The following is a 23,618-nucleotide window of genomic DNA, read 5'->3' as shown; positions in this document are numbered from 1 at the left end:
CTAGAGCTAAGCCGCGAGGTACATAGATTCAATGACTGGCGGCGGATCCAGAATCTGAATGCCAAATTTTATGAACGGTTGAAGCAGCCATCCCTAGTTTCAAAGATGTCTGCTTCTGCGTCATTCCTTCAGCTTTGCAGGCAAGCACGGCCTGAACTCTCTCTACCGGTATCGGTCGCTTGCCGGCTTTACCTGTTACTAAATCACCGCCTTCAAAATGGCTCGGTAAACCAGCGAGAACCCCTAGCGCTTCAAGCTTTTTCATCTCTGCCAGCAGACGGGCATTGAACGAAGTGAAGGATTCTTGGCGCTCGTAAATGGATGCCATCGCCAATAAAGCAATGGGGTCGACATCCAGTCGCGCGCTGATGCGCTCGAGCATGTCGAGTGTGATGTTGGTCTTCGCGTGCTCGACATTGTGCAAATGCCGCGCTTCCACCGCGCCACCTAGTTGCTCTTGAGACAGACCTCGAGCAGTTCTGATCGAGCGTAGGATCGCTGCCAGCGTTGATCGCGAAGGCATGGGTGCTTCCCGTAAAGGGAAGGATAAGGCCACATTGATCAATTCCTATCCATGCAATATAGTGCGTCATTGTGAATTGCAGGTGAGTGGCTACGGCCGCACTGCACTCGAGCCGAAGGTTGGGCTCCGTCGTCAGCAGCGGTTTAGTCCAGATTTGTCAATTTATAGGAATTATCGCTGAAAGAGGTTGCTTGCGACTTGGCGCGCCGCCTTTCGAACTACAGCACCGCAAACGAGGAAACCTGCACCATGTTTATTTCAGATGAGTATTGCATGGTCGGCCTACCGGGATTTCCCGGGCCTGGCCGCACGGCTTGGCGGATGGTCGAGCGAGACTCGGAAGATTTTTGGTATCACGTACGCTTTCGTATTTGTGAAGGAGCAAGGGCTCGGTTCAAAAAATTGATGCCATCAGACCCTTCGATGCTGACACACCTACTCACGCAGCGGAGCCCAGAGCACAAGATTGAGGTGGTTCAGGTTGTGACTTCCCCTTGCATGAATGGGAGTCCTTTAGAACGTATGGAAAAGTTGATCAGTGCAATCGTCGGCTACGACAGAAACGGTGAGTGCGTACTGCTTCATAAAGTCGATAGTGGAACAATCTATAGCAGCTCGCCCGGCGTGATCGACGCAGGCTTGCTCAGAAATATTCGAACGATCTACGACGCCATGACTGCTGCCGGAAAGCATTTCCATTGCACCAGCTATCAGACCCCGAATCGCTCTGCCACTACAACGGCAGAAGGTTAATCAATGAAGCTCCAAATCTATTCAGATCTGCACCTCGGCTTCGCTCGATTCAAGCCCGCCCCAAGCGAAGCGGACGTAGTCATTCTCGCTGGTGACATTGATATCAAATCGCGCGGAGTGGTTTGGGCGAACGACACATTCCAGTGCCCGGTGATCTACGTCTGCGGAAACCATGAGTACTACGGCGGCCACATTGATCACACGCTGCGAAAAATGAAAGAGGCGGCTGCTGCTCACGTGCACGTCCTCGAAAACGAAGTATTGATCATCAACCAAACTAGGTTTTTGGTCACGACTGCATGGACAGATTACTCGTCGACCGGAGATGTCGTTGCCGCGAAACGAGTCGCTTGGGACTGGATGAACGATTTCACCGTGATCAGAACCGATGAAAATTTCCGACGTTTGCGTCCTGATGACTTGATCGCTAAATCACAGGTGGCGTACGCCTGGCTTACTGGAGAATTGAACAGGCCCTTCGCCGGTAAAACTGTTGTCGTCACGCACCATGCTCCTACGTCGGAATACGTAAGTGGGGATTTTCCAACCCACCTCATTGCTGCGTACGCAAACAATTGGCCCGAGCTTCTAGAGAAGGCCGATCTGTGGATTTATGGACATACCCACATCGCAACGGATTTCGTTATAGGAGGATGCCGAGTTGTGTCAAATCCTCGCGGATATCCGAATGAAGACACCGGGTTTGATCAGGATTTTTTGCTCGAGATTTGATGAGCTGCGATTCAGCGATAAACCTAAGCAATCTGAGTATTTCCCTACGTTGTGGCGCTGGGATGAATTCCATTTGTGCGATCTAAACCTACATCGATCGAGAAATTCACATGGTTACGTTAGAAGAGATTTCCCAGCTCCTTTACGGCGCCGGCGAAGAGGTGGCTGGCTGGCAAGGAACCCAAGACGAGCTGATTGCATTGGCAGCAAAGACATTCCCAGGCAAAGCATTCTGCGTGGTGAAACAGTGGATCCTGATCGACCTTACGGTTAACCCTGATGAGAAAGAAAAGCTAAGCGGGCTTGGTCTACTTCCCGCGACGCTTTTTGCTCATGAGATAGCCCTAGACAGCAAGGGCCGCTTCCAGCCGAGTATGTGGGTTCGTAGCAATTTCGGTGTCTCTTTCACTGAAGGCTGTATGTTTGAAACCAACAATACCGTCTACCTCCTCTTGGGATCCGGATTGAAAAAAGAGGCTAGCATTGGTGCTGCTTTTTCGATGAAAGTAGGGTGAGCGATGCTCGCCGACAATTTATACAGAGTCGTTTTGGAGCTTGGATTGGATGCCTGAAGTAATTGAGCTGGAGTTTCATAGTAAAGATTTCAGCGATTTTCAGCTGAGCCGTTTGGTGCGAGCAAGCCTTCGCAAATACACGGTGCCTGTCACGGCATTCATCAGCGACGCTTTTATTTCGGATGACACATGCGTAGGGATTTCATTCGATCACTCTGATAAAGATGATGCCTACTACAGAGGTGATGGTTCCATCGTCCGCACAGGTAAAATTCAGTCGGCGAGGAAAGAAGGGCGGTTTTGGCTACTCGAAACTCAGGACGGTAATTACGTCATCGCTAGCTTCAAGCGGGGCCTCGGCAGAGCGAGTTTTCTGAAGCTTCTCGAATCCGCCGACCATTTCTAAATGATGGTGAGACGTCCGCTTTTTCCTCTCGAAAAGGGCCAACCAGTCACATGGCGGAAGAACGATGGTCAGTTGCTCAAGCAGCAACCCACTTTGACGAGTTACTCGATCAGGTGATCACGACTCGTAAACCGATTTTCATCGATGGTGAGCGAAGGAGCGCTGTGCTGATCTCGATCGAAGAGTGGAATGCTATCCAGGGCGAGCTCCGCCTCCGCGTTCTGTCAAACCTCTGAAAAATCGCTTGCTAGGCCTCTTACGGTTTTAATCAGGAGCACTCCGAGTTAGCCGTGCGGAGCGCTTCAAACTGCCTCTATTCTGTGATGCTCATTTTTGCCGTCGTAGGGAACACAGCCCGCCTTGGCTCAATAGCCGTACTCGTTCAGCAACCGCTGCAAAAACTCACGCCGTCGTTGCACGATGCTCAAGACTAGATAGTCGCGCTCGGTGTCTCTCGTCGACAAGTGTCCCGCGTCCACAAGACCATGAATGTAGCCTTCGGCTCGGCCTCTTGCTTCAAGCAGCGCCTCTTTAGATGTGCTTTTGATGATGTCTTCAGCGATGAGCTGCCACCGCTTTTTCTGCCAGTGCCCAACTGGGTCGTCGGAAAATTTCGGTGCGTTGATCAGGGTGTTGAAATCGGCATGCGCATTAGGTGTGTTCAAAGCGGGGTCTCGCAACAGTTACGTCTGTGCCGGAGGCTATCATGCGCACACTTAATCGCCTGTTGCTGGCTGGCTTATCGGTTTCAATTTTCTGTAGGAGGCATCGCGACCACAAGGCTAGGCGCTTACGCGAAGAAGCGATCGCCCTAGCGCGGCATGCACATCGGAATGCATTAGTGATTTAGCTCTCATTGCCTCGGCACGGCACGAGTTTTCGCTATCGACGGAGGCGATCGAGGAAGCGGCAAAACTGAATTATCCCAAATTATGGATCAGCCATAATTATTGCTGAGCCATAATTTTTGCCTTCTCCGTGTCGGTTCGGTTATCGCAAGCCGCGCCTGTAGCGATGATCGATTTGCAATATACTGTTAGGCAACTATCTAAAAGAGATCCGTCATGTCTAAGCTCGCTGAATTCCGCCAGCTCGAAAAACACCTTGCCGAACAACTCCAAGCTCTGGAAGCGCTGAAGGGGGATGCTGGCCTCAAGCAGGAAATCGAATTTGAAACCAAGCTGCGCGCTCTGCTTGCCGAGTACAGCTACAGCCTTCCGAACGTGATCAACCTGCTTGATCCGAAGTCTGGTCGTCGCGCACCAGCGGCCGAGTCCAAAACCGGCACCCGCAAGCCGCGCCAGGTAAAAGTCTACAAGAATCCGCACACTGGCGAAGTCGTCGAAACCAAAGGTGGCAATCACAAGACTTTGAAAGAGTGGAAGGGCGAATACGGCTCTGACAAGGTAGAGTCCTGGCTGGCCAAGTGATCTTGGTTTGAGTACAAGAGAGGGCCCTGCGCAGACTTTGTGAAAACACACTGACAGGCCCTAGACCAACCACCCCGACTTGTTCGGGGCGTTTGTTTTTGTGCTGAAAAAAGGGCACTTCAGCCCATCAGTTGCATCATTTTCTTGGCACCTAGTACGCAGATCGCCCGCTTGGCTGTGCCGATGGTGTAGACCGCGAAAATTAGTGCTAAGTGATGTAAATCGGCGGGCATAGGTTCCCCAGTTGGAGGTCTCGCAAAACCAGAGTGTACATAGCATCAGGCCGGATCAGATGGTGTAAGAAGCGCTGAAAAGAATGTAGGGGCACTCCCCGTGATTGAGGGCGGGCGGGTGGGTGGTTGGGGTCATCAGCGAGCGCGATTACGCACGAAAGGGCGTTCTCCAAGCGCGATCTTCCGTCGGTACGCCGGTCAGGGCCATCATGAGCGCACCCGTTGTGATGGCAGAACGTCAGCAGAGTATTGAGTGTTGCATGGAGGTGATGACCGATAGACATCTGCGCCATTTACCGGTGGTGGAAGGGGATCAACTCATTGGGCTCTTCTCGATCGATGATCTGGTGAAAGAGGCCATCATCGAGCAGGCTGACCTGATCCGGCAACTGGAACACTACATTCGCGGGTACTAAGCGACCGAGTGTGCTTCGGATGTAGGGCTCATGGGTCTTGTAGTTATGAAAGCGGATGCCCATCGGGCAGGAATAAATCAGGGTGAGTGGGCAGCGATTGCTTCACGACCGCAGTCCACACAGCTTGGGCCCGCGCCAGAAATATGGCTGCCTGTGCTCCAGGCAATGCGAAATCCAGGCCAGCGTCATTGAATACGATGTTGGCCAACTCATCTTCCAGTTCCATGTCAGTAGGGATGCACCGCTGACCCGATTCACACATCAGAACTCAACGAATCTGGATATCGCGAATCTTGGGAATACCCAAGATCATCAAAACCGATACAAGCCAAAATATGCTGCTCAAGCCGATCAATCCACTAAAGGATCCAGCGACTATTGGCACAAGAAAGTTCGAAGCATTGAGTGCCGTAAGCCTGATTCCAAAAGCCTCACCCTGACGATGCAATGGCGTTACTTGAACAAGCATTGTCAATATCATAGGTTGGACACATCCCAATGCGGCGCCCAGCACAGTAGAGCACGAGAACATCAACGCCGGGGAGTACGCAAATGGGTAGAGAGAAAATACAATAACTGCCACCATACATGAGCAGGCAATGATTTGCTTTTCTGAAAAACGCTTGCTCAACATTGGTAACGTCAGTCTTATAGCCGCTGCAGCAAAAGCAAAACCACCCAATATTATCCCTATGGTTGAAGCAGTATAGCCGGCCTTAAAACCTATAACGGGCACGACGAACGAGTGCACATCCCAGACCGTAGATTGCAGCCAGTTAATAAATAGAATATTCCTGAAGTTGGCAGATCGCAAAAGATCCCACGATGGCGCCTTAGGTGTAACCGGAGAATCTACGCTTCGCGTCGCGTCAACTTTACGGGTAAACACCCAAGATGCGCAGGACAAAACTGCCAAGAATAAAAAACAATATTGGAATGCGACATAGTCGCCTTTCGCTGGGGTCAGCAAATCGATGATGAGTCCAGCACCCAAAGGGCCCAGCGAGCTCGATAACGCGGGCGATATCGCGAGCCAGCCAAAATAATTTCGACGAGACTCATCGCTCAAATCAGCCCGACCGACATGACACTGCATGACAATTAGCGTCACGCAGTTTGCAGCCCCCAACGCAACGGCAACCACTGAAATGATCACAATCTCCGGATGTAAAGCTCCTAAGAAAAGCATTCCACTGGATACCGCTACAGCATAGGCCATTGGAGCGTGCAGCCCCTTTTTGTCGGAATATCGGCCAATTGGGATGGCAAGAAATATCTGGCTTGCGGCGAACAGCGCCACAAGCGCCCCTACCGCTCCTTCACTTATGCCTAGCGAAAGCGCATACAGAGGCGCTGCTAGTTTCAGCCCTTGAAAGGACGCTAACATTAGGGTTTGAGCACAAAGAACTAAAAGCAACTGGGAGCGTGACATGTTATGCACTCGCTACGGAAACGTGAAGCACATTAACTATTCCCTCGAAAACGAAAAAAATCCCTGAGCCACGGAGGGCTCAAGGAAAAATGCAAAGGATTAAATCATCTTGCCCTTGCGTCTAAGGGTGAGAACAAGAGCAAGAGGCAACAATGAAGTGAGTAACTTACGACCACACCGCATTACAGTGCTCAATTCTGGCATCATCCACCAACTTAGAAAAATAAAAAAATGCAATTGCCCTATAAGGCAATTTGATGGATCGACCCTTAGTAGAGACAAGAGCAGCGCTGAATCGACACGATAAAATATCGTGCATTAGCACCAGTTACGCCCCGCTCAGACCGTTGCCCCCTGTATCGGTGCGTTAAGCTACAGCCACACGAGCCAATAATCCTTCCATAGACTCCGACTCAAGCTTCAGCCCCTCAATCAGATCGTTTTCGTTAGAAAAACCGTCTGGCAGCAGAAGGCCCGACACTTCAACAATGCTTCGGGTGACCGGCATCGATACATTGGCTATCCGCCCCAACGCCAAGGTGAATTCCAGCCCGTATGGTACGTCTTCGCAAATGTATCGGGTGTCAACTTCAATAGGCCCGGGTGGCCCACCTCGCTTCTGATGCAATTCTTCCGCAATTTCCTTCAGGCCTTCGGAACGGATACCGAACGACTGTTGCAGTTTCTGCCCCAGCGTTTTTAGTTGCCATCCGAATGCAGAAGCCAGGCTCAAGCGCTCAGCATCAAGCTGACCAATGACTTTTGACACATAAGACGTCATGTAATGATACTGAGGCCAGCTTTCTTTTCGCTCAATGCGCGTCCAATTAAGGATCGCAAGCGGCGCGTGAAAGACCGCATTAGTATTATTCAATGTAGACATCAGCGGATTTTCATCCACGACAAAGTTACTACTGAACAAAGTATTGCAAACACACAGTGCGTCTTCAATCTTGGAGGCTGGCAAGCAGGAGACACCCAGCGATGGGCGACGCACCATAATATTGACCTTATCTTTCAGAACCCTCCGCGCGGTGAGCGCCGTTGTACCAAAGCTGGCGACGACAAGGTCTACATCCAAGTCTCTAGCGCGCTCACGAAGATAGAGTGCCGACAGAGAGCCCATTGAACTGACGATCACCGTCTGGCCACTTTTCAAACTGGGGAGTGCAGCATCAATTGCATAGCGGTGCGCATTCACGGGCAAGCAGATAATCACTACGTCAGCCTCTGAGACAACGTCCCTCGCATTGGTTACGCGATCAATGTCCACGCTCCCTTCGAACACACCAGTTGCTTGCAACTTGATGCGTCCCAACGAAGGCTCATCTGAGGAGCGACCATTCCATATAGTGACTGCGTGCCCACGATTTGCAATCCATGCCGCGTAAGCAAGGCCAATACCACCAGCTCCGACAATACCTACTTTGTATAACTTCATTTCCAGATCCTAGGTAAAGCAGTGCCGCCCAGCGTTTAGAGATAAACACCGAGAAGCAGCACTGCGTTTCGTTATTGAATGTTGGTTTAGCCCGCCAAGTCTCTAGTTCAGACTCAGCACCATTCACCTTCGGGCTCCATATAAAAGTGGCCCTCGCTGGCTTGGTGATACACCCGTGCCGGAGGAATAAAATCATGAGGCTTATATGGGGTTCTCAAGGTGCCGCCAGAAACTCGCTGTACCTGCTTGCGTGCAGGGTCAGGGATAGGTACTGCATCAATCAAACGGCGCGTGTAGGGATGCTTGGGATTATTAAAGATTGCTGCCCGAGGCCCAATTTCGACCACTTCTCCCATATACATAACCGCAACACGGTGGCTGACGCGTTCAACTACTGCCATGTCATGGCTAATGAATATGAAGCCCAGCCCGAACTCCTGTTGCAATTCAAGCAACAGATTCACAATTTGGACTTTTACCGACACATCCAAGGCAGAAACCGCCTCGTCGGCGACAATCGTTCCTGGTCTCAATGCCAAAGCCCGCGCTATGCACACACGTTGGCGCTGTCCGCCAGAAAACTCGTGCGGCAAGCGCGAGGCAGCATCGGCTGGAAGCCCCACTTTTACGAGCAATTCAATGGCAACCTCTTCACACCGCTTGGCATCGTAGAGCCCGTGCACTCTGAGCGGCTCTATGATTGATTGTGCTACGGTCTGTCGTGGATTCAGACTTGAATAAGGATCTTGGAAGACCATCTGGATCTTCCTGGCACGCTCCATTGGTGTAATAGACCCGAGCTCTACACCCTCTAATTTGACTGACCCATGGGTTGGATCAAGCAATCCCGTAATGAGTCGTCCGGTCGTGGATTTACCGCAGCCAGACTCTCCAACAATCGCAAGTGTTTCACCCTGGCTAAGATTGAAACTTACGTTTTCGACCGCATGCACCCGGCCAGTGACTCGCTTGAAAAAGCCAGACCGCACATCAAACCGGGTTGTCAGGCCAGACACCTCTAGTAGATAAGGTTTGGTATGGCGCACACTGTCTTTCATCTCGGGAGCGAAGACATTGGTTCCGGTCGCGATGTCATATATCGGGAACGGCTTAGGCGATGGTTCAGCTGCCATTGATCCGAGTTCGGGCACTGCAGACAACAACGCTTTCGTATACGGTTTTTGAGGCGCCGAAAAAATCTCCGATGTGGAAGCCGTTTCTACCAGGTCGCCGCGATACATGACCAGCGTACGATCCGCGATCTGTGCAACCACGCCCATATCATGAGTGATGAAGACCACCGCCATATGCTCTTGCGCTTGCAATTCCTTGATCAACTCCAGGATTTGCGCCTGGATGGTCACATCAAGCGCTGTGGTCGGCTCGTCGGCTATCAAAACTGCAGGATTACAGGCCAACGCCATCGCGATCATGACGCGTTGACGCATCCCGCCGGAAAATTGATGCGGGTAGTCGTTATAACGCTCCTGAGCAGCTGGAATGCGAACCCGCTCCATCAGCCTCAGCGCTTCTTCTTTTGCCTGGATTGCATCGAGCCCTCGGTGTAACCGCAATGGCTCAGCAATCTGTTCACCGATGGTCATAACTGGATTCAGCGAAGTCATCGGCTCCTGGAAGATCATTGCAATCCGGTTTCCACGTACATCTGCCATTTCCTTCTCAGGTAGGCTCAGCAATTCCTGCCCCTGCAGCCGGATGCTCCCAGTCACCTGCGACGTATTAGCTGGGAGCAGTCCTAGGATGGACATAGCAGAAACGCTTTTCCCGGAGCCCGATTCGCCTACGATTGCCAGCGTCTCGCCTCGCGCCACACGGAAGCTGAGGTCTTTAACAACTGGCGACCATCCACCTCCTCGCCGGAATGCGACGTTCAACCCTGTAACTTCAAGAACAGTTTCTTGGTTTAACGGAAGCGATCCGTTCATAGATGAGGCCTCGCTGATGCCTGCTCCGGGCTTATTACGGTTTACCTGACCTGCACTTATTGTATTCATGAGCGCTCCGAACGGGTCTTGGGATCGTTTGCATCGCGCAATGCGTCGCCCAGCAGGCTCAACGCGAGCACGGTCAGCAGAATTGCGAGGCTCGGGAATACCGTAAGCCACCACGCGTCCAAAATGTTCTCAAACCCTTCCCTGATCATGCTTCCCCACGTTGGTGCGGGAGGTGGAACACCCAGCCCAATGAAGCTGAGGGAAGCTTCTGTACGGATAGCCGTGGCCATCCACAGTGCACCGAGTACAAGCACTTCCGAGATCATGTTGGGCAGAATGTGCACAGTCATCAGTCGACCGGGGCCATACCCCAATGACCGACCAGCCTCGACAAAGTCACGTTGTTTAAGAGCTATGGTCGGAGCCCGGGCGATACGCACAAAAGGTGCGATCTCGGTGATAGCGATTGCAATGATCAGGTTTTCAAGACTCGCGCCGAGCATTGCGGCAACCATGAGCCCAAGCAGCAGTGTCGGAAACGACAGCAACACATCAACCAAGCCGGTGATCAGTCGATCTGTGATGCCCCCGACGTACCCGGCGATCACACCAAGCGCGGAACCAACAACCATCGCGATCAGTACGGCGACAAAACCAACGAGCAGCGACACGCGAGTCCCGTAAATCAGGCGGGACAATACATCCCGACCGTAGGTGTCCGTGCCAAGCCAAAACTCTGCAGACGGCGGCTCTAACCGATAAGCGATGTTCTGCTGCAATGGGTCATATGGCGCGATCAAAGGTGCGAACAATGCGACCAGGACGATCGCCACCAGAAGGCCAATTCCAATCCAGGAAAGACGGTTCTGAAACAGTGCTTGCCAAAGTGTTGTGGGCTTGGCTACGAGTGGTGCAGTGAGAGTAGTCATTTGATTTTCACCCGAGGATCAACCAACCCGTAAACGATGTCGGTGATGATGTTTACGACGATCACACACAGTGCGAATACGACCATCAGCCCTTGGAGCAGGGTGTAGTCCCGGGTATTGAGAGCACCCAGAATCAATTTCCCCAGACCAGGACGGTTAAACACGATTTCGGTCAAGACGGAGTTGCCGATGAGCGTCCCAAAATAAAGGCCTACAACCGTCACAATCGGGATGAGTGCGTTACGCAGCCCATGCCGTAATACCAAGCGCATAGGACGAACTCCCTTGGCTTTGGCAGTACGGATGTAATCTTCACCGAGCACGCTGATCATCGAGGAGCGCGTAACACGCATTACATAGGCCGTCATGATCAACCCCAGGTTCAATGCAGGCAGCGTGAGAGCGTGGAGTTGGGAGAGGAATCCACCATCGACCAGGCTTCCGATCACTGGGAACCACCGGAAATGGATGGCGAAAACCAGGAGCATCAACATGGCAGACACAAACGCGGGGAACGACAATCCAGTCAATGACAGAATGCGGCCAACGTAGTCTGGCCAGGCGTTGCGACGAAGCGCCGCCCAAACCCCAAGCGGCAGGCCGAACACAAGGCCAATCAGTACGGATGCAAACGTCAATTGCAGCGTCCACGGCAGAACCAGGGATACCTCCTGCAGCACTGTTTTGCCGCTGGTCATAGAGGCCCCAAAATTCCCGGTGAGCATGTCGCCAAGGAAGTGGATGTATTGCATCGCGATTGGTTGATTTAGGCCCAACTGCTCGCGCATGGCTGCCAAAGATTCTGCACTCGCCTGGTCACCGAGCATGACAGCAGCTGGATCACCAGGCACCAGGCGAACGAGTACAAAGACAGCGGTCAACATCGCCAGCAAGGTCGGAATCGCGAGCATCAGTCGCTTAATCGCAAACTGAATCATGACAGCTCTCCAAAGATCGTTAGCTCAGACGTTGACACCATATCGATTGTGCTCAGTCTTTGAGCTGCCACCGCGAGTGGCATGCCTCCACGCGGCGGCCTCATCAGGTTTTTCAAGGTGTGAATCATGGCAATTTCTCCTCCACATCAAGTGAGGCCAGTTCCCCAAGTGTTATTGGTTTAAGGGGTGGTCGGATCCGGTAGAAACCAACATCCTCAACTGCTTTTTGTTGCTCGGCTGCAACGATGCTCGCGATGGTGTAACCGCATTGCCGACCTTGGCAGGGGCCCATACCCGCACGCGTAAACGCCTTAAGCTGATTTACCCCCGGTTGGGCTATTGCACAGGCCTTACGAATGTCTCCTGCCGTCAGCTCCTCACAGCGGCAGACCACTGTCTCGTCGGATGGGGTGTAAATGCTCTCGCGTGGGGGATACATCGAATCCAGCATTGGCCGCAGGCGTAACAATGTCTGCAGACGACGATTCAACACATCCGTTTGCTGTGCCACTGCTTCTGCAGCCATACAGCCGGCACGCTTAGCAATGCCAATTGCTGCCAGCTCGCCCCTGACACACGCTGCTTTGGCACCGCCGATTCCTGCACCATCACCCGCAACGAAAATACCCGGCTGATCGGTCTCGCCCCATTCATCAATGTCTGGAACTAGGCACTTTTGCTGTGTACTCCAGGCGTGTTTGCAGCCAAGTGATTGGGTAATGTGAATAGAAGGGATGACCCCTTCGTGGGACAGGAGCACGCTCGCAGGGACTGTGCAGAGCTGACCGCTTTTAAGCTTGAACTGAAGCTGTTGAAGCCTGCCATCCCCCAGGGCTCGCAGCTCTGTAAAGCCTTTGATTCGGCGAGCCCCCGATCGCCGGATTTCATGCAGCCAAGCAAGGCCCTTACTGACTTCCTTGAACTCTGCGACCATTGAGCTTGCCCAGGGAAGCGCGCGGCGCCAACCGCCTGGCGGCGTGGTATCCAGCCAGCCAGCGACTTTGCCACCCGCTCGAATGAGTTGGGCCATGTACAGCAGGGGTAATGGCCCACTACCGACCACCCAAACAGGTTCTGTAGGGATCTGGCGAGACGTTTTAAGAAGGATCTGGGCGGCCCCTACTGTGAGGACACCTGGGAGCGTCCACCCTGGAAATGGAGCTGGGCGCTCTTGCGCACCGGTGGCAAGTAACAACTGTCGGGCATTGACTGCTTCAGCTACACCATTGCTCTTGATAAACACAGTCCAGCCAGGCTCAATCTTCCACACCTGAGTGTTAGGCTCGTACGTTGCACCGCATGCACGGAACCGCTGCACCAGTTCTGCACCGGCTTTGTACTCGGCACCCAAAATGTCACCCGTGGCGGTGTGCGCAACGGTTTCAACAGCACGCCAAATTTGTCCACCTGGTGCAGGCTGCTCATCTACCACAAGCACCTGAAGGCCTTGCTCGCCAAGAACAACGGCAGCACTCATGCCGGCAGGCCCAGCGCCGACGACAATCACATCAAACGTTCGGCTCACGACACTACACTCCGACGGCCATACTGCCGCTCAACGCGCATTCCTTCTTTAACTGTCACTAAACAAGTTTGGGTGGAGGCATTCCCATCCACTACTGCAAGGCAGTCGAAGCAAACGCCCATCATGCAATAGGGCGCACGCGGGCTTCCTTTCACTGGGGAGGTTCGGTTGACTGCAGTGCTTTGCCTCAGCAACACCGCCGCTACCGTTTCACCTTGTTCAGCCATCACTGGAACGCCATCCACATAAATAGTGATAGTGACGGCGTGCAGTTCAGGAAGTTTTTTGAAGATTGAAACGTCCATAATGGAAAATCTCTAAATCAGCGGGGATCGATTTTGCGTCGAAGACTTTCGCGTACTCATTGGCGTGGAAGGACGCCAAGGTCACACCTGAGTGACAGGTGGCAATCTCTGCACCAGGGTGTGTCAATGACCTCGCATACACAGGATTTCCATCTGGCGTCATGATCCGGAGGCAAGACCACTGGCGAACTAATTTGGCTTGTGCAAGATCTGGAAGAATCTTCAACGCCTTACGAGTTATCCGCGCAGCGCCTTCGGTAGTTGTTGCGAGGTCAAAACCTACCTCTTCTTGCGTAACGCCAATCATCACCGTACCTTCCGCCGTTTGCCGCAATCCGCTCCCAGGGATTGGAAGTAGCGGCGCAAGGCGCTCAGTAACCAGGAGTTGGCCCCGCTGCGGGCGGATAGGCACGTGTAGACCCACCATTGGCCCAAGCGCTGCGCACCCCAATCCAGCCGCAACGACGATTCGTTCACACTGGGCACGGTAGTCCCCTGACTGAACTTCGAAGCCCCCGCCAGATAGGCGTCGAATGTGGGTGACTGGACGATTGTTCTGCAACTGCCCGCCACGTGCCATAAAGGCTTTGTGCATTGCGGCAAGCAACCGAAGTGGGTTCGCATGCCCATCGAAGTCGCCGAAACTCGCACCAACAACAGACTTGCCGAGCTTCATTGTTGGAAATCGACGCAATAGTTCAGTTCGATCCAGCATATGGGCTGAAGGGGCGAGTTCTGGCGTTTGCCTATTCCAGGCATCCATTGCCTTCGCCCGAGCATCGAACTCGTCGTCACTCAGGCAGAAGTTCAGGCCTCCCTTCTGCTCGTAGTCCAGTGAGATGCCGCTTTCTTCCTCAAGCTGCGAAGCGAAACTTGGCCATGCCTTAGCTGCGTTGAGAGACAGCCGCTGATAGTCAGGATCTCGCATCCCCTTGCCATGAGCCCACACCAGACCGAAATTAGCCTTGGCGGCGCGATAATCGGTGTCAGCTCCATCCAGCATCAAAATACGGCGCTTAGCACCCGCGAGGCCGTAGCCGATCGCGGCCCCCACCATGCCTCCGCCAATGATGATCACATCAAATTGGGGAGTCATTTAGTGATCACTCCGCTTCACTGTGGTGAGCTCAGTTACTGGGGGTTGCAGATTCAAAGCGCCGTGGAGGACGTACCCATAGTCCACGCTGGCAGCCTTAGCCCAGACCTGCTTGAGACCAAACAGTGGGATAGCGCAAACGTCGTCGTGAATCTGAACTTGCGCTTTCTTCCACAAATCCAGTTGAGTCTGAGGATCAGCCTCTACCCTAGCTTTGCGAATGGCATCATCAGCTACAGTGCAGTGTCCGAAATTCGACATTGCAGCTGGTGCGCCGATGGCAGACGCCGAATCGTAAAACTCTGTGAGCCAGTAGTCGGCGCCCGGGTATCGGGCGGCACCGTAAAACACTATCGCGCTTTGATCCTGACGGCTTTTGGCTTGGTAAGTCGCATGATCCACGACCTCCATCTCCAAGTTGATACCTGCCTTCGCCAGCTGTGCCTGGATAATCTCCATGATCGGCAATTGCGGGGCCGCGTTGGAAACCACCGCTTTGAGCTTCAACCCATTGGGATAGCCGGCGCTGGCTAGCAAGGCTTTCGCGTGTGCAGGATCGTAAGCGTATGGGCCGGCACTGCAATCGAGCCCCTGGTAACCATTAGGTACAACGGAGCATCCGACATCGGCGACATCTTTACCGGCATAGCGAATGATTTCATCAATTTTGACCGACGCTGCGATAGCTTGACGAACCTTGAGATCATCTAACGGCTTGATATTCCGGTTAAGGAAGAGCGTACGGAATTCTGCGGGCTCGAAAACGTCCACGGTCACACCACGGGCCTTGCTCCGCTCTACCCAGCGCTGCTCACGCTTGCCCAGCATAAGATCGAGCTCATTGGAGGCAAAAGCCAACTCACGAGCGCTGTCTGAAGGGATCATCCTATATACAATCGCGCCAAGCTTCGGCTTACCGAGAAAGTACTGATCGTTGGCCACCAATTTCACATACTGCTGGGTAACATGCTCCGAAAAGGCGAACGGGCCAGTTCCGATCGGCGCTTGGCCATAACGCTCGCCCAGCTTCTCGACTGCCGCCTTACTGACAATCTGACCGCCGTGGTAGTTTGAAACTCGACCAAGGAACGCGGTATCCGGGTACTTAAGAGTTACCTTGACCGTGTAGTCATCTAATGCCTCGACTTTGTCAAGTGCAGTGAAGTTGGCTGAAAAGCTGGAGCGCTTCGGGTCTGCTGCCCTTTGAATGGAGTAAACCACATCGGCAGCCTTTAGCTCGCCATAACCACCATGGAACATCACCCCTTTGCGGAGAAAGAAAGTCCAGACCTTCTTGTCATCAGAGGATTCCCAGCGCTCTGCGAGGTCGGCCTCCAACGCAGCCGGATCTGCACTGCCAGGAGGGAACCGCACCAAAGCATTGAACATCTCGGCGACGATGCCTTTATCACCGAAAAGCGAGGCACGGTGCGGGTCTAGACTGGTGATATCAGCAATGCCTGGGCTGACTGAGATCGTTGCGCGTGCGTCATCTTGAGCCAATGCCAAAGGGCTGAACCCTGACAACGTTATTAACGCGGCAACGGCGCTCGTTCGGAGGTTCAAGCCTAATGATTTCATTTTTCACGACTCCGGAAGTAAGGGTGCTGATTTCAATCAGTCAGATCGTTTCAGCATGGCTGGGGCAGAGGGACACGGTGAATCTCCATAACCTGCATGCTTTTTAGCAATGGCTAGGCCAGCCTATGCTATCTATCTGATTTTGCTTGGTTTTAATTTTTGTATCCGTCTTGTCCATAGCCACCAAAACATCATTCGATGCTTTTTTCCTATAGGAAACAGGAGCCGTTCCATTCAAGTGCGCTGCTGTTGAGCGTGACTGGCGTTGGAACGCTCCAAAATGAAACGTCGTAGTTACGACCGCTACCTTCCGTAACATTCGGGACGTAGAATAAAAGCGTTACCAAGTGCGGATGAGACGCAGTTGTTATAATGGTGGGCATGTATGTATCAGGCGCTCTGACTACCCTCATCGAATTTGATGAGGGCAAATCGCTCAGATAGCCATGCGATGCAGCTGACCTCAGCAAGCAGGCTCACTTCGAAAAACTCGTTAACGATGTTTCTTTAGAATAGATCGGACAGGGTCATAAGCCCTTTGCCAGCACCTCGAAAAGCTTTTGATTAGTGCATGTCGCTACCGTAAGCTAAAAGCTCATGTCTTTATGCTATCGACTGGTGGTGTGCTATGGAGAACAGGATCACCCTTCGTCACCTTGAAGCGTTTCGGGCGATCATGGTGCGGAAATCGGTTACCGGCGCTGCAGAAATGCTTGAAGTGACCCAGCCGGTGGTCACGAGATTGATTGCCGATTTAGAGGAACGGATAGCCCTGACACTTTTTACAAGAACTAAAGGGCGGCTGGTACCGACCCCTGAAGCAGCTCTCCTCGTCAAAGACGTCGAGCAATCATTGTTAAGCATTGAGCGTATCGCCAATGCGGCTACAAATATCAAATCTTTGAAAATGGGACGACTAGAAATAGCAGCATCGCCAAACATGGCGCTTTCGTTTCTACCACGCGCCATACATAGTTTCACTTTGGCTCATCCCGACGCTCATGTCTCAATGCGCATGCACAGCTCCCCCACAGTCTTGGACATGGTGCAGCGAGATCAATGCGACCTGGGTTTCGCCATGTTCCCGGCACGCTCTACCAAGGCGGGAAATAGTGAAACTCTGGTATCTGCCAAAATGGTCGCAGTAGTGCCAAAAACACACGTCCTTGCCACCAAAAGAACTTTACGACCAGAGCACTTTGAAGGCGAGCGCTTCATTTCCATGATGCCCCTTATGGAATCTAGGATGCGTATAGACTCCCTGATGCTTTCTCATGGCGTGAAACGGCACGTAAACTGCGAAACCCAGACTTCTGCCGCAGTTCTGCAGCTAGTTGAGGCAGGCGTGGGGATTTCGATCATCGACCCATTAACAGCCTGTGGCTATACAGGGTCAGGAGTGAAGTTTCTGAACTTCGAACCGGTTATTAGAAATGATTACTCCATTGTGATATCACAGAGAAACTCATCCACTCTCATATTAAAACCATTCATTGACCATGCAAAAAGAGAAATTCTAAACATGGTTCCTGCCCACCTACTTATCCGAAGCTAGTAGATTCAATCACCGATTACAAAATTTAGCTCATAAAAGCCCTTATGAAGCCGTGTGGGGAAATTCTGAGCGGACATCCCTGTCGCGCTCGGTCATAAGAGCTCGATCCTATCGATGTCAGTTGATGATTCTGTCAGCTATACTGATCACTCAGAATTTCGAAGTCGACTGCGCTGAGAGGCTCAGTAGGACGCTTCCGCACTAGCCGTGGCCTTCAAACCACTGATACGAGTGGAAGGTAGCTTCAAGATAACCAGCGCCGACACAACCGCAGCAGGGATGAGCAAGAACGCTGGTGACGCCGCAATTTTAGTAACAGAAATCAACCAGGTAGAGATCAGTGGTGCGAAACCGCCGAAGCAACATACTGCCAACGTGTAGCCCACGGTCATCCAGGTGTTACGCAGCCGCGTTGGGAAAATTTCGCAGATAGTAGCTGGCCCAGGGCCTGAATACATTGCAAATAGTGCGCTCAAGCAACACTGGAGCATGATGACCTGATGGAAGCTTGCACCACTAGACATCATATTCAGGATCGGGTAAGCAAGGGTAGCTGTGCCAACACACGCCAAGAGAAGCAGCGGCTTACGCCCGAATCGGTCGGATAGAGCACCTGCAACTGGAATCAGCATGATCTGAAGTAGCAGCGCGATATTACTAGAGATCAGTGCCTCCGTCCTGGTCAGACCTGCATGATTTTGCGTATAAGTTACCATATACGCTGAAACCAAGTAGGACAGCGTTGTCCAAAAAATGGTGAAACCAAATGCCTGCATGCCAAGTACGTACGGCTTAGTTTCGGTTGGATTCACAACTTCCGTTTTACTGTTGACGTACTCTGGGGTTTCCTCCGCATTAGCCCTCAAGAACAAGCTGAATGCAAAGATCGCAAGGCCACCTGCGATAAATGGAACACGCCACCCCCAGTCCAACAAGGCCTCAGCGGGAATCAGCAAAAGTGCCGAAGCCACTAGGGATGCGAGCAATGCCCCACTTGAAGAACTCACGCTTTGGAAGCTTCCGAAGAACCCTTTTCGACCAGCGGGAGACCATTCTACGATATAAGATGCAGAGGTACCCCATTCGCCACCGGCGGCGAAACCTTGAAGGCATCTTAGCGCGATCAACAAAATCGGAGCACCAACACCAATTGTTTGATATGTCGGAATCAGACCAATACCAATACTGCCGACGGCCATGCAAATAATCGTCAGCAACATGGCGGGCTTGCGCCCCCTTTTATCACCGATGCGACCAATTACGTAGCTCCCGAGCGGCCTGGCGATGAAACCGGCCCCGTAAGCAGCGAACGTCTGCAATAAGGACGTCGTTTCATCTACGTTTGGAAAAAACAATTTAGCGATGGTAGTAGCAAAAAACGCATAGACTGCAAAATCGTAAACTTCTAGTAAGTTTCCACTTCCAGAAGTGGCCACGGCGAACCAGGTTTGCCTGGTAGATATTGTTTTAGTCATGATTTTTCTTCTATTGAGTAGGGTGCCGCACGTAACACCACCGTGCGGGACAGTGATTCGCTTTTATTTTCCGTCCCGCATAGCAAGGCTCGAAGGGTGGTTCAAGTCCAGCTACGCATCTGCTTCTACAATCGCTGTTGCGCCCGACAAGTTGCCGAGCTTTTCCCCTTCTCTGATCCGTCGACAGTTCTCTACACCACGAACCTGTTTAGCCAATGCCGTTTGTACAACTTCATCAAGTTCCGACGGACTCAAGACAAGGACTCCGTTCTCATCGCAGATCACGATATCGCCTGGACATACAGCCACGCCGCCACAGGAGATGGGCATGTTTAATTTACCGCCCAGTCCATAAATCCGTGTTGTTATCGGAGACACACCGCGACTCCAGAGTGGGAAATCATGCTCTTGGATTTCATGCGGGTCGGTGCACATGCCGTCAATTACTGCGGCACTCGCACCGGCAGTCACAGCCGCCTGCGTGACGCCTCCGCCCCAGCAGGCATGCTTACGATCACCCAAGCGATCAATCACCACAATGTGGCCGGGTTTAAGCAAGCCCAGGGTGTAATGCAACAAAGTTGAATCTTGAGCAGGCAGCGCCAAGGTTACTGCCGTACCAACGACGCGCTTATTATTACCCAGCGCTTGAATCTCGCCATCCATGAATCCCCAGTGACGAAGATGACCGACAGTAGCGGTCTCAACTTCAAGGAGAATTTTTTCCAACTCAGTACTGATGGGATCCGGCATATTGCCTATGAGGAACTTTTTCATTTCTGAAGCACCTTGTGGGAGGCAAGCGGAATTTGCTTGCGAACTGCTGCGATGCGCTCAGGTTCGATATTGGCAGTTACGTAGCCGACACCATCGGACGCCTTGGCAATGATGTGTCCCCAAGGATCACAGACAAGTGAGTGGCCGTAGGAGTAGCGAGTTTCACCCGACTGTTCGAATGGGCCCGTTTGACCTGGGGCAAGGAAATAGCACTGCGTTTCAATTGCCCGTGCGCGGCAGAGTACATCCCAATGGTCTTTACCAGTCTGGAGGGTAAATGCCGCAGGCAGTACGATTACATCAGCCCCCAATGTAACCAGCTTTTGGAAAAGCTCTGGGAAGCGAATGTCATAGCAAATCGCAAAGCCATACTTGAGGCCGTCGATATCGACCACCGTCACCTCGGTACCTGGCGCTACTGCACTGGACTCGCCATAGCGCATACCGTCCGGAGTTACGATATCGAACAGGTGGATCTTACGGTAGCGACCCAACTCATTGCCTTTTGGATCAAAAACGACGGAAGTGTTATAGACGCGGCTACCGTCAGGAGTGCTCTCATAGAAGCTGCCGGTGTGAACGTAGACGTTGCAGTCCTGCGCAAGCCTTCTGCACATTTCGTATGCTGGCCCACCACTGTGCGGCTCGCCAGCTGCGATCTTTTGTTCAGGCGTACCACCAGCCCAGTCAAAGTGCTCAGGAAATACAACCAGACGTGAACCGTCTCGATCGATTGCCTTTCGTGCAAGACGATCAGCTTCGGCCAAATTAAATGCCTTGTCCTGTACCGAATTCACCTGGATAAGAGAAACTTTCACAATCAATCCTCGCTTTTTTATTAAAACTTTGGGCAATCTGCCTCAGGAGCATCATTCGACACATTTTCCGAGTATATTTGTGTCAGATACTGAAGCAGTGCATGCGCCGCTCTGTTTGGGTGTAAAGACGATGAGGTAATTACACCTATTTTAAGGGCAAGAGCATTATCCAAGCTGAATGACTGAAGTTGGCTATCAGCCCGTTCCATCAAACTAAAGACATTTACGAAGGTAATTCCAAGCCCGCCACGAACTAACTCAATCGCTGTGCCGGCTCCGCCAACCTCGATCGTGTAATTGGGCGTCACTCCGGCCTCATGAAACCATTGATCGACCATTGGCCGGATGAGTCCTGTAGACTTGAGTCCAACTATAGGCACTCCTGATAACTGCTCTGCAGTAACAGTCGACATTTTCGAAATTTTGGCAGTGGGTGATGCCACACAGATAATTGGACTGCTAAATAAGGTAGAACTTTGATCTTCAAGGCCTGTCGAAATTGACAAAATTCCTAAATCGGCTTGACCTGAATTTACTCGATGGGTAATGAGCGCTCTATGCTCAACATCCAAATCAATTTTGATGCCTGGATGTAACGCTGCGAATTTTCCAATCCCATTCACAATCCGTCCGGCAGACAGGGCCTGGGTAATAAGAATCCGTAACTCGGCGTTGCCATAATTAGCTATTTTATGGGCCACTGCTTCTACAGCTTCAAGCCCCTGATATAGACGATCAACCTCAGACAGCAACTGGATCGCCTCCGGTGTCGCACTGAGCTTTCCTCCTTGTCTACTAAAAAGAGGAAATCCAACAGCGGTTTCAAGCCCAGAGATCATGTAGCTAATCGCGGGCTGCGTAACGGCCATAGCCGCACTAGCTCGCACCATGCTTCCCTCGCGCATGACCGTTCTGAATGCTTCTATCTGCCTTAATTTAATAGGCATGTGTACTCCCTATCGCAGACGGTTTTTATTTATATCCGTCGCGTTCAGTTAATACCCTAACCATCTGGCAGGTTTAGCCCTGCACAACCAGGCCAGATCTTACCGAGCACACCATCAGAGGTTGCCTACCGTTTGCATCCTGCAGTGTTGACGAAGCTCCTTGCATCCATGATTGGGGGCCAACCTGTAGAGAGTTGCTACCCTTGGTGTATGCTGTTAGGGACAGTTTGTGGCACCTAGGCCATCATAGATAATCAAAAAATTGCGCCACCCTATAATTTTTTCTTATACACATATCCAGCCCAACGCTACGAATCCCACAAATATACTGAATTAAATATTGCCGGAATTTGCGTCTCCGCGAACGAAATCATCGACAACAAAACTTACAATCGATGACTTCGTACGTTACCTAGAGATAACTATCCGATTTTACCAAAGCGCATAAGTGTAATTAACGAACAGCCGAACTTGATTCTGATCTTTTAACGTCGAGGCGGGAAGATCGGTTCTGAAGATGCCCTTGCGGAGGGAAAAACCAATTCCTTTGAATGTTCCAGACTGCACGGCATAATCTAGGCGGTAGTCACTTTCCCATTCACTGTACCTACCCGTCGTAGTATTACCTGTGCCGCGAATATCTTTACCACTTACATACGTCCAGCCCGCCTTTAAGCCCGGAACACCTACCGCTGCGAAATCGTAGCTGTAAATACCAAATGTAGAATTTTCGCCCGCACGAATGAAACTGTTCACCATAACGTCGGTATAGAGGTATAGAGACTGAACGCCCCCTTCACCTTCGGGTCGACCTCGGCCATCGATCACATTGCTACTATTGACGTTTGCAAAGCCAGACTTATCACTGACTTGCTGATGCCCCAAAGTCAGCGCGTGACCGCCTGCTTTGTAGGTGAAAGCCAAAGACCAAGTCGTATTATCTATTTTTCCATTTTCATTGTAGCCGGTGCGCATGGCATAGCGGCTGTCCGTACCGTTCTTACCGTCTGAATCGCTTTTGAAGTACCGTAAGTCGGTTGTCAGCGATTGACCAATCCCCATATCGAACGAATGAATTAGCCCGAAAAAGTTTTGGCTGTAGTAATCATCAAGATGAGCATGGTAATACTGTAGCTTTAGGTTTTTTCTGACGTTCCAGTCACCTCCTGCAAAAGTAAAGCCATCACTGCCCTTGCTCCCCCCGCCCGAAATTCCTGCCCAGTTGCTGGATGCTCGGCCAATAGCACGATTTAAAAATCCGCCGTTCAGGGTGATATTTTCAAACTCACTAGACGTCAACGCAGCCCCCTGAAAGCTCGCGGGCAACAGGCGTCCGTCGTTTGAAATAAGCACTGGAAGATTGAAGGTCAGCGCATTGCCAGCCTTCACTTCGGTCTTCGAGTATTTGAAGCGAGCGTTTCCTCCGATCCTAGACCAGTTATCTACCGGCGAGCCGTCAGTCTTCACCGGGGAAACAGTATTTACTGTAGAGGCATTATGCGGCGAGCTGCCACCGCTCAAGGTAAATCCCGCTAGCCCTTGCAGGTCAAGCCCAAGCCCTACCGCCCCTTGCGTGTACCCCGACTGGAAGTCGAGCCTTAAACCTGTCAGGGTCTGCCGCTGATCCACCCCATCGGTACTCCTTTGATCCCCATCATAGTACAAGGTGCGAGAATTGATGGATGCTTTACTATCCTCAAGGAAGCCTACTGCGTAGCCTTGTTGCGCCAGGGTGCCGCATGCAAAAGCAGCCAGTATCTTTTTTACTTTTTTCACTACTGCCACTCCATATCTATAAACATTACTTATTGTTGATTGGCTTTATTTATATGTTTC

24 protein-coding genes and 1 pseudogene are annotated in these 23,618 nt (G+C 51.9%); 8 read left to right on the top strand and 17 right to left on the bottom strand.

Translation table 11 applies throughout. From position 1 onward, the window contains the following. Positions 1-28 precede the first annotated feature (28 nt). Positions 29-523, bottom strand: coding sequence for a helix-turn-helix domain-containing protein (locus PSUM_RS27550; RefSeq protein ID WP_141195523.1), 495 nt, complete (start codon positions 521-523; stop codon positions 29-31). A 249-nt stretch (positions 524-772) separates the two neighbouring features. Between PSUM_RS27550 and PSUM_RS27545 the strand changes: the two genes are divergently transcribed. The 5 genes from PSUM_RS27545 (at position 773) to PSUM_RS32740 (ending at position 3,165) form a co-directional block, all read left to right on the top strand. Continuing rightward, positions 773-1,276, top strand: a complete 504-nt coding sequence (locus PSUM_RS27545; protein ID WP_083349489.1) for a hypothetical protein — start codon at positions 773-775, stop codon at positions 1,274-1,276. A 3-nt stretch (positions 1,277-1,279) separates the two neighbouring features. After that, positions 1,280-2,008 (top strand): metallophosphoesterase family protein, encoded by a 729-nt coding sequence (locus PSUM_RS27540; RefSeq protein WP_083349488.1) that lies wholly within the window; start codon positions 1,280-1,282, stop codon positions 2,006-2,008. A 110-nt stretch (positions 2,009-2,118) separates the two neighbouring features. After that, positions 2,119-2,523, top strand: coding sequence for a DUF6957 family protein (locus PSUM_RS27535; protein WP_083349487.1), 405 nt, complete (start codon positions 2,119-2,121; stop codon positions 2,521-2,523). 49 nt (positions 2,524-2,572) lie between these two features. Next, on the top strand, positions 2,573-2,929 hold the full coding sequence (locus tag PSUM_RS27530) for a hypothetical protein (protein WP_083349486.1): 357 nt from the start codon (positions 2,573-2,575) through the stop codon (positions 2,927-2,929). A 50-nt stretch (positions 2,930-2,979) separates the two neighbouring features. Beyond that, a complete protein-coding gene (locus tag PSUM_RS32740; protein ID WP_083349485.1) occupies positions 2,980-3,165 on the top strand; it encodes a type II toxin-antitoxin system prevent-host-death family antitoxin in 186 nt (61 codons plus the stop codon). Between the two features lie 129 nt (positions 3,166-3,294). Here the strand turns inward: PSUM_RS32740 and PSUM_RS27520 are convergent, their stop codons facing one another. Further along, positions 3,295-3,594, bottom strand: coding sequence for a hypothetical protein (locus PSUM_RS27520; protein WP_083350177.1), 300 nt, complete (start codon positions 3,592-3,594; stop codon positions 3,295-3,297). 399 nt (positions 3,595-3,993) lie between these two features. Here PSUM_RS27520 and PSUM_RS27515 point away from each other — a divergent pair, with 399 nt between their 5' ends. Further along, positions 3,994-4,359, top strand: coding sequence for a histone-like nucleoid-structuring protein, MvaT/MvaU family (locus PSUM_RS27515; protein ID WP_083349484.1), 366 nt, complete (start codon positions 3,994-3,996; stop codon positions 4,357-4,359). A 244-nt stretch (positions 4,360-4,603) separates the two neighbouring features. Then, positions 4,604-5,008: pseudogene (locus PSUM_RS32505) on the top strand (CBS domain-containing protein). 43 nt (positions 5,009-5,051) lie between these two features. Here the strand turns inward: PSUM_RS32505 and PSUM_RS27505 are convergent. From PSUM_RS27505 to PSUM_RS27460, 10 genes are all read right to left on the bottom strand, one after another. Continuing rightward, on the bottom strand, positions 5,052-5,234 hold the full coding sequence (locus PSUM_RS27505; RefSeq protein WP_141195522.1) for a hypothetical protein: 183 nt from the start codon (positions 5,232-5,234) through the stop codon (positions 5,052-5,054). A 42-nt stretch (positions 5,235-5,276) separates the two neighbouring features. Further along, on the bottom strand, positions 5,277-6,440 hold the full coding sequence (locus PSUM_RS27500) for an MFS transporter (RefSeq protein WP_083349482.1): 1,164 nt from the start codon (positions 6,438-6,440) through the stop codon (positions 5,277-5,279). Positions 6,441-6,807: 367 nt separating this feature from the next. Beyond that, complete coding sequence (locus PSUM_RS27495) at positions 6,808-7,881, bottom strand: NAD/NADP octopine/nopaline dehydrogenase family protein (protein WP_169840450.1); 1,074 nt, start codon at positions 7,879-7,881, stop codon at positions 6,808-6,810. 113 nt (positions 7,882-7,994) lie between these two features. Further along, positions 7,995-9,896: an ABC transporter ATP-binding protein gene (locus tag PSUM_RS27490; RefSeq protein WP_231989883.1), complete on the bottom strand. Its 1,902-nt coding sequence runs from the start codon at positions 9,894-9,896 to the stop codon at positions 7,995-7,997. Then, positions 9,893-10,765 carry an ABC transporter permease gene (locus tag PSUM_RS27485; RefSeq protein WP_083349480.1) on the bottom strand — a complete coding sequence of 291 codons (873 nt, stop codon included), beginning with the start codon at positions 10,763-10,765 and terminating at the stop codon, positions 9,893-9,895. The genes PSUM_RS27490 and PSUM_RS27485 overlap by 4 nt, the downstream gene beginning before the upstream one ends. Further along, complete coding sequence (locus tag PSUM_RS27480) at positions 10,762-11,703, bottom strand: ABC transporter permease (protein WP_083349479.1); 942 nt, start codon at positions 11,701-11,703, stop codon at positions 10,762-10,764. Before PSUM_RS27480 ends, PSUM_RS27485 begins: the two co-directional genes overlap by 4 nt. Positions 11,704-11,827: 124 nt before the next feature. Then, positions 11,828-13,228 (bottom strand): NAD(P)/FAD-dependent oxidoreductase, encoded by a 1,401-nt coding sequence (locus PSUM_RS27475; protein ID WP_083349478.1) that lies wholly within the window; start codon positions 13,226-13,228, stop codon positions 11,828-11,830. Further along, positions 13,225-13,533: a (2Fe-2S)-binding protein gene (locus PSUM_RS27470; protein ID WP_197080547.1), complete on the bottom strand. Its 309-nt coding sequence runs from the start codon at positions 13,531-13,533 to the stop codon at positions 13,225-13,227. Before PSUM_RS27470 ends, PSUM_RS27475 begins: the two co-directional genes overlap by 4 nt. Further along, complete coding sequence (locus tag PSUM_RS27465; protein ID WP_083349477.1) at positions 13,502-14,629, bottom strand: NAD(P)/FAD-dependent oxidoreductase; 1,128 nt, start codon at positions 14,627-14,629, stop codon at positions 13,502-13,504. The genes PSUM_RS27470 and PSUM_RS27465 overlap by 32 nt, the downstream gene beginning before the upstream one ends. Continuing rightward, entirely contained in the window at positions 14,630-16,210 is a 1,581-nt protein-coding gene (locus PSUM_RS27460; protein ID WP_083349476.1) for an ABC transporter substrate-binding protein, read from the bottom strand. A gap of 628 nt (positions 16,211-16,838) precedes the next feature. Here PSUM_RS27460 and PSUM_RS27455 point away from each other — a divergent pair. After that, entirely contained in the window at positions 16,839-17,765 is a 927-nt protein-coding gene (locus tag PSUM_RS27455) for a LysR substrate-binding domain-containing protein (RefSeq protein WP_083349475.1), read from the top strand. Positions 17,766-17,947: 182 nt separating this feature from the next. Here PSUM_RS27455 and PSUM_RS27450 read toward each other — a convergent pair whose 3' ends face one another. From PSUM_RS27450 to PSUM_RS27430, 5 genes are all read right to left on the bottom strand, one after another. After that, positions 17,948-19,240: an MFS transporter gene (locus PSUM_RS27450; protein WP_083349474.1), complete on the bottom strand. Its 1,293-nt coding sequence runs from the start codon at positions 19,238-19,240 to the stop codon at positions 17,948-17,950. 111 nt (positions 19,241-19,351) lie between these two features. Continuing rightward, entirely contained in the window at positions 19,352-20,017 is a 666-nt protein-coding gene (locus PSUM_RS27445) for an RraA family protein (RefSeq protein WP_083349473.1), read from the bottom strand. Further along, positions 20,014-20,835: a carbon-nitrogen hydrolase family protein gene (locus PSUM_RS27440; RefSeq protein WP_083349472.1), complete on the bottom strand. Its 822-nt coding sequence runs from the start codon at positions 20,833-20,835 to the stop codon at positions 20,014-20,016. Before PSUM_RS27440 ends, PSUM_RS27445 begins: the two co-directional genes overlap by 4 nt. A gap of 20 nt (positions 20,836-20,855) precedes the next feature. After that, positions 20,856-21,782, bottom strand: coding sequence for a LysR family transcriptional regulator (locus PSUM_RS27435; RefSeq protein ID WP_083349471.1), 927 nt, complete (start codon positions 21,780-21,782; stop codon positions 20,856-20,858). 432 nt (positions 21,783-22,214) lie between these two features. Beyond that, positions 22,215-23,567: an OprD family outer membrane porin gene (locus tag PSUM_RS27430; RefSeq protein WP_083349470.1), complete on the bottom strand. Its 1,353-nt coding sequence runs from the start codon at positions 23,565-23,567 to the stop codon at positions 22,215-22,217. Between the last annotated feature and the right edge of the window lie 51 nt (positions 23,568-23,618).

It is taken from the genome of Pseudomonas umsongensis (genome assembly GCF_002236105.1).
In the GTDB taxonomy this organism is placed as follows: domain Bacteria; phylum Pseudomonadota; class Gammaproteobacteria; order Pseudomonadales; family Pseudomonadaceae; genus Aquipseudomonas; species Aquipseudomonas umsongensis.
The sequence above is the reverse complement of the archived record's forward strand: the minus strand, read 5'-3'. Positions and strand labels throughout refer to the sequence as shown.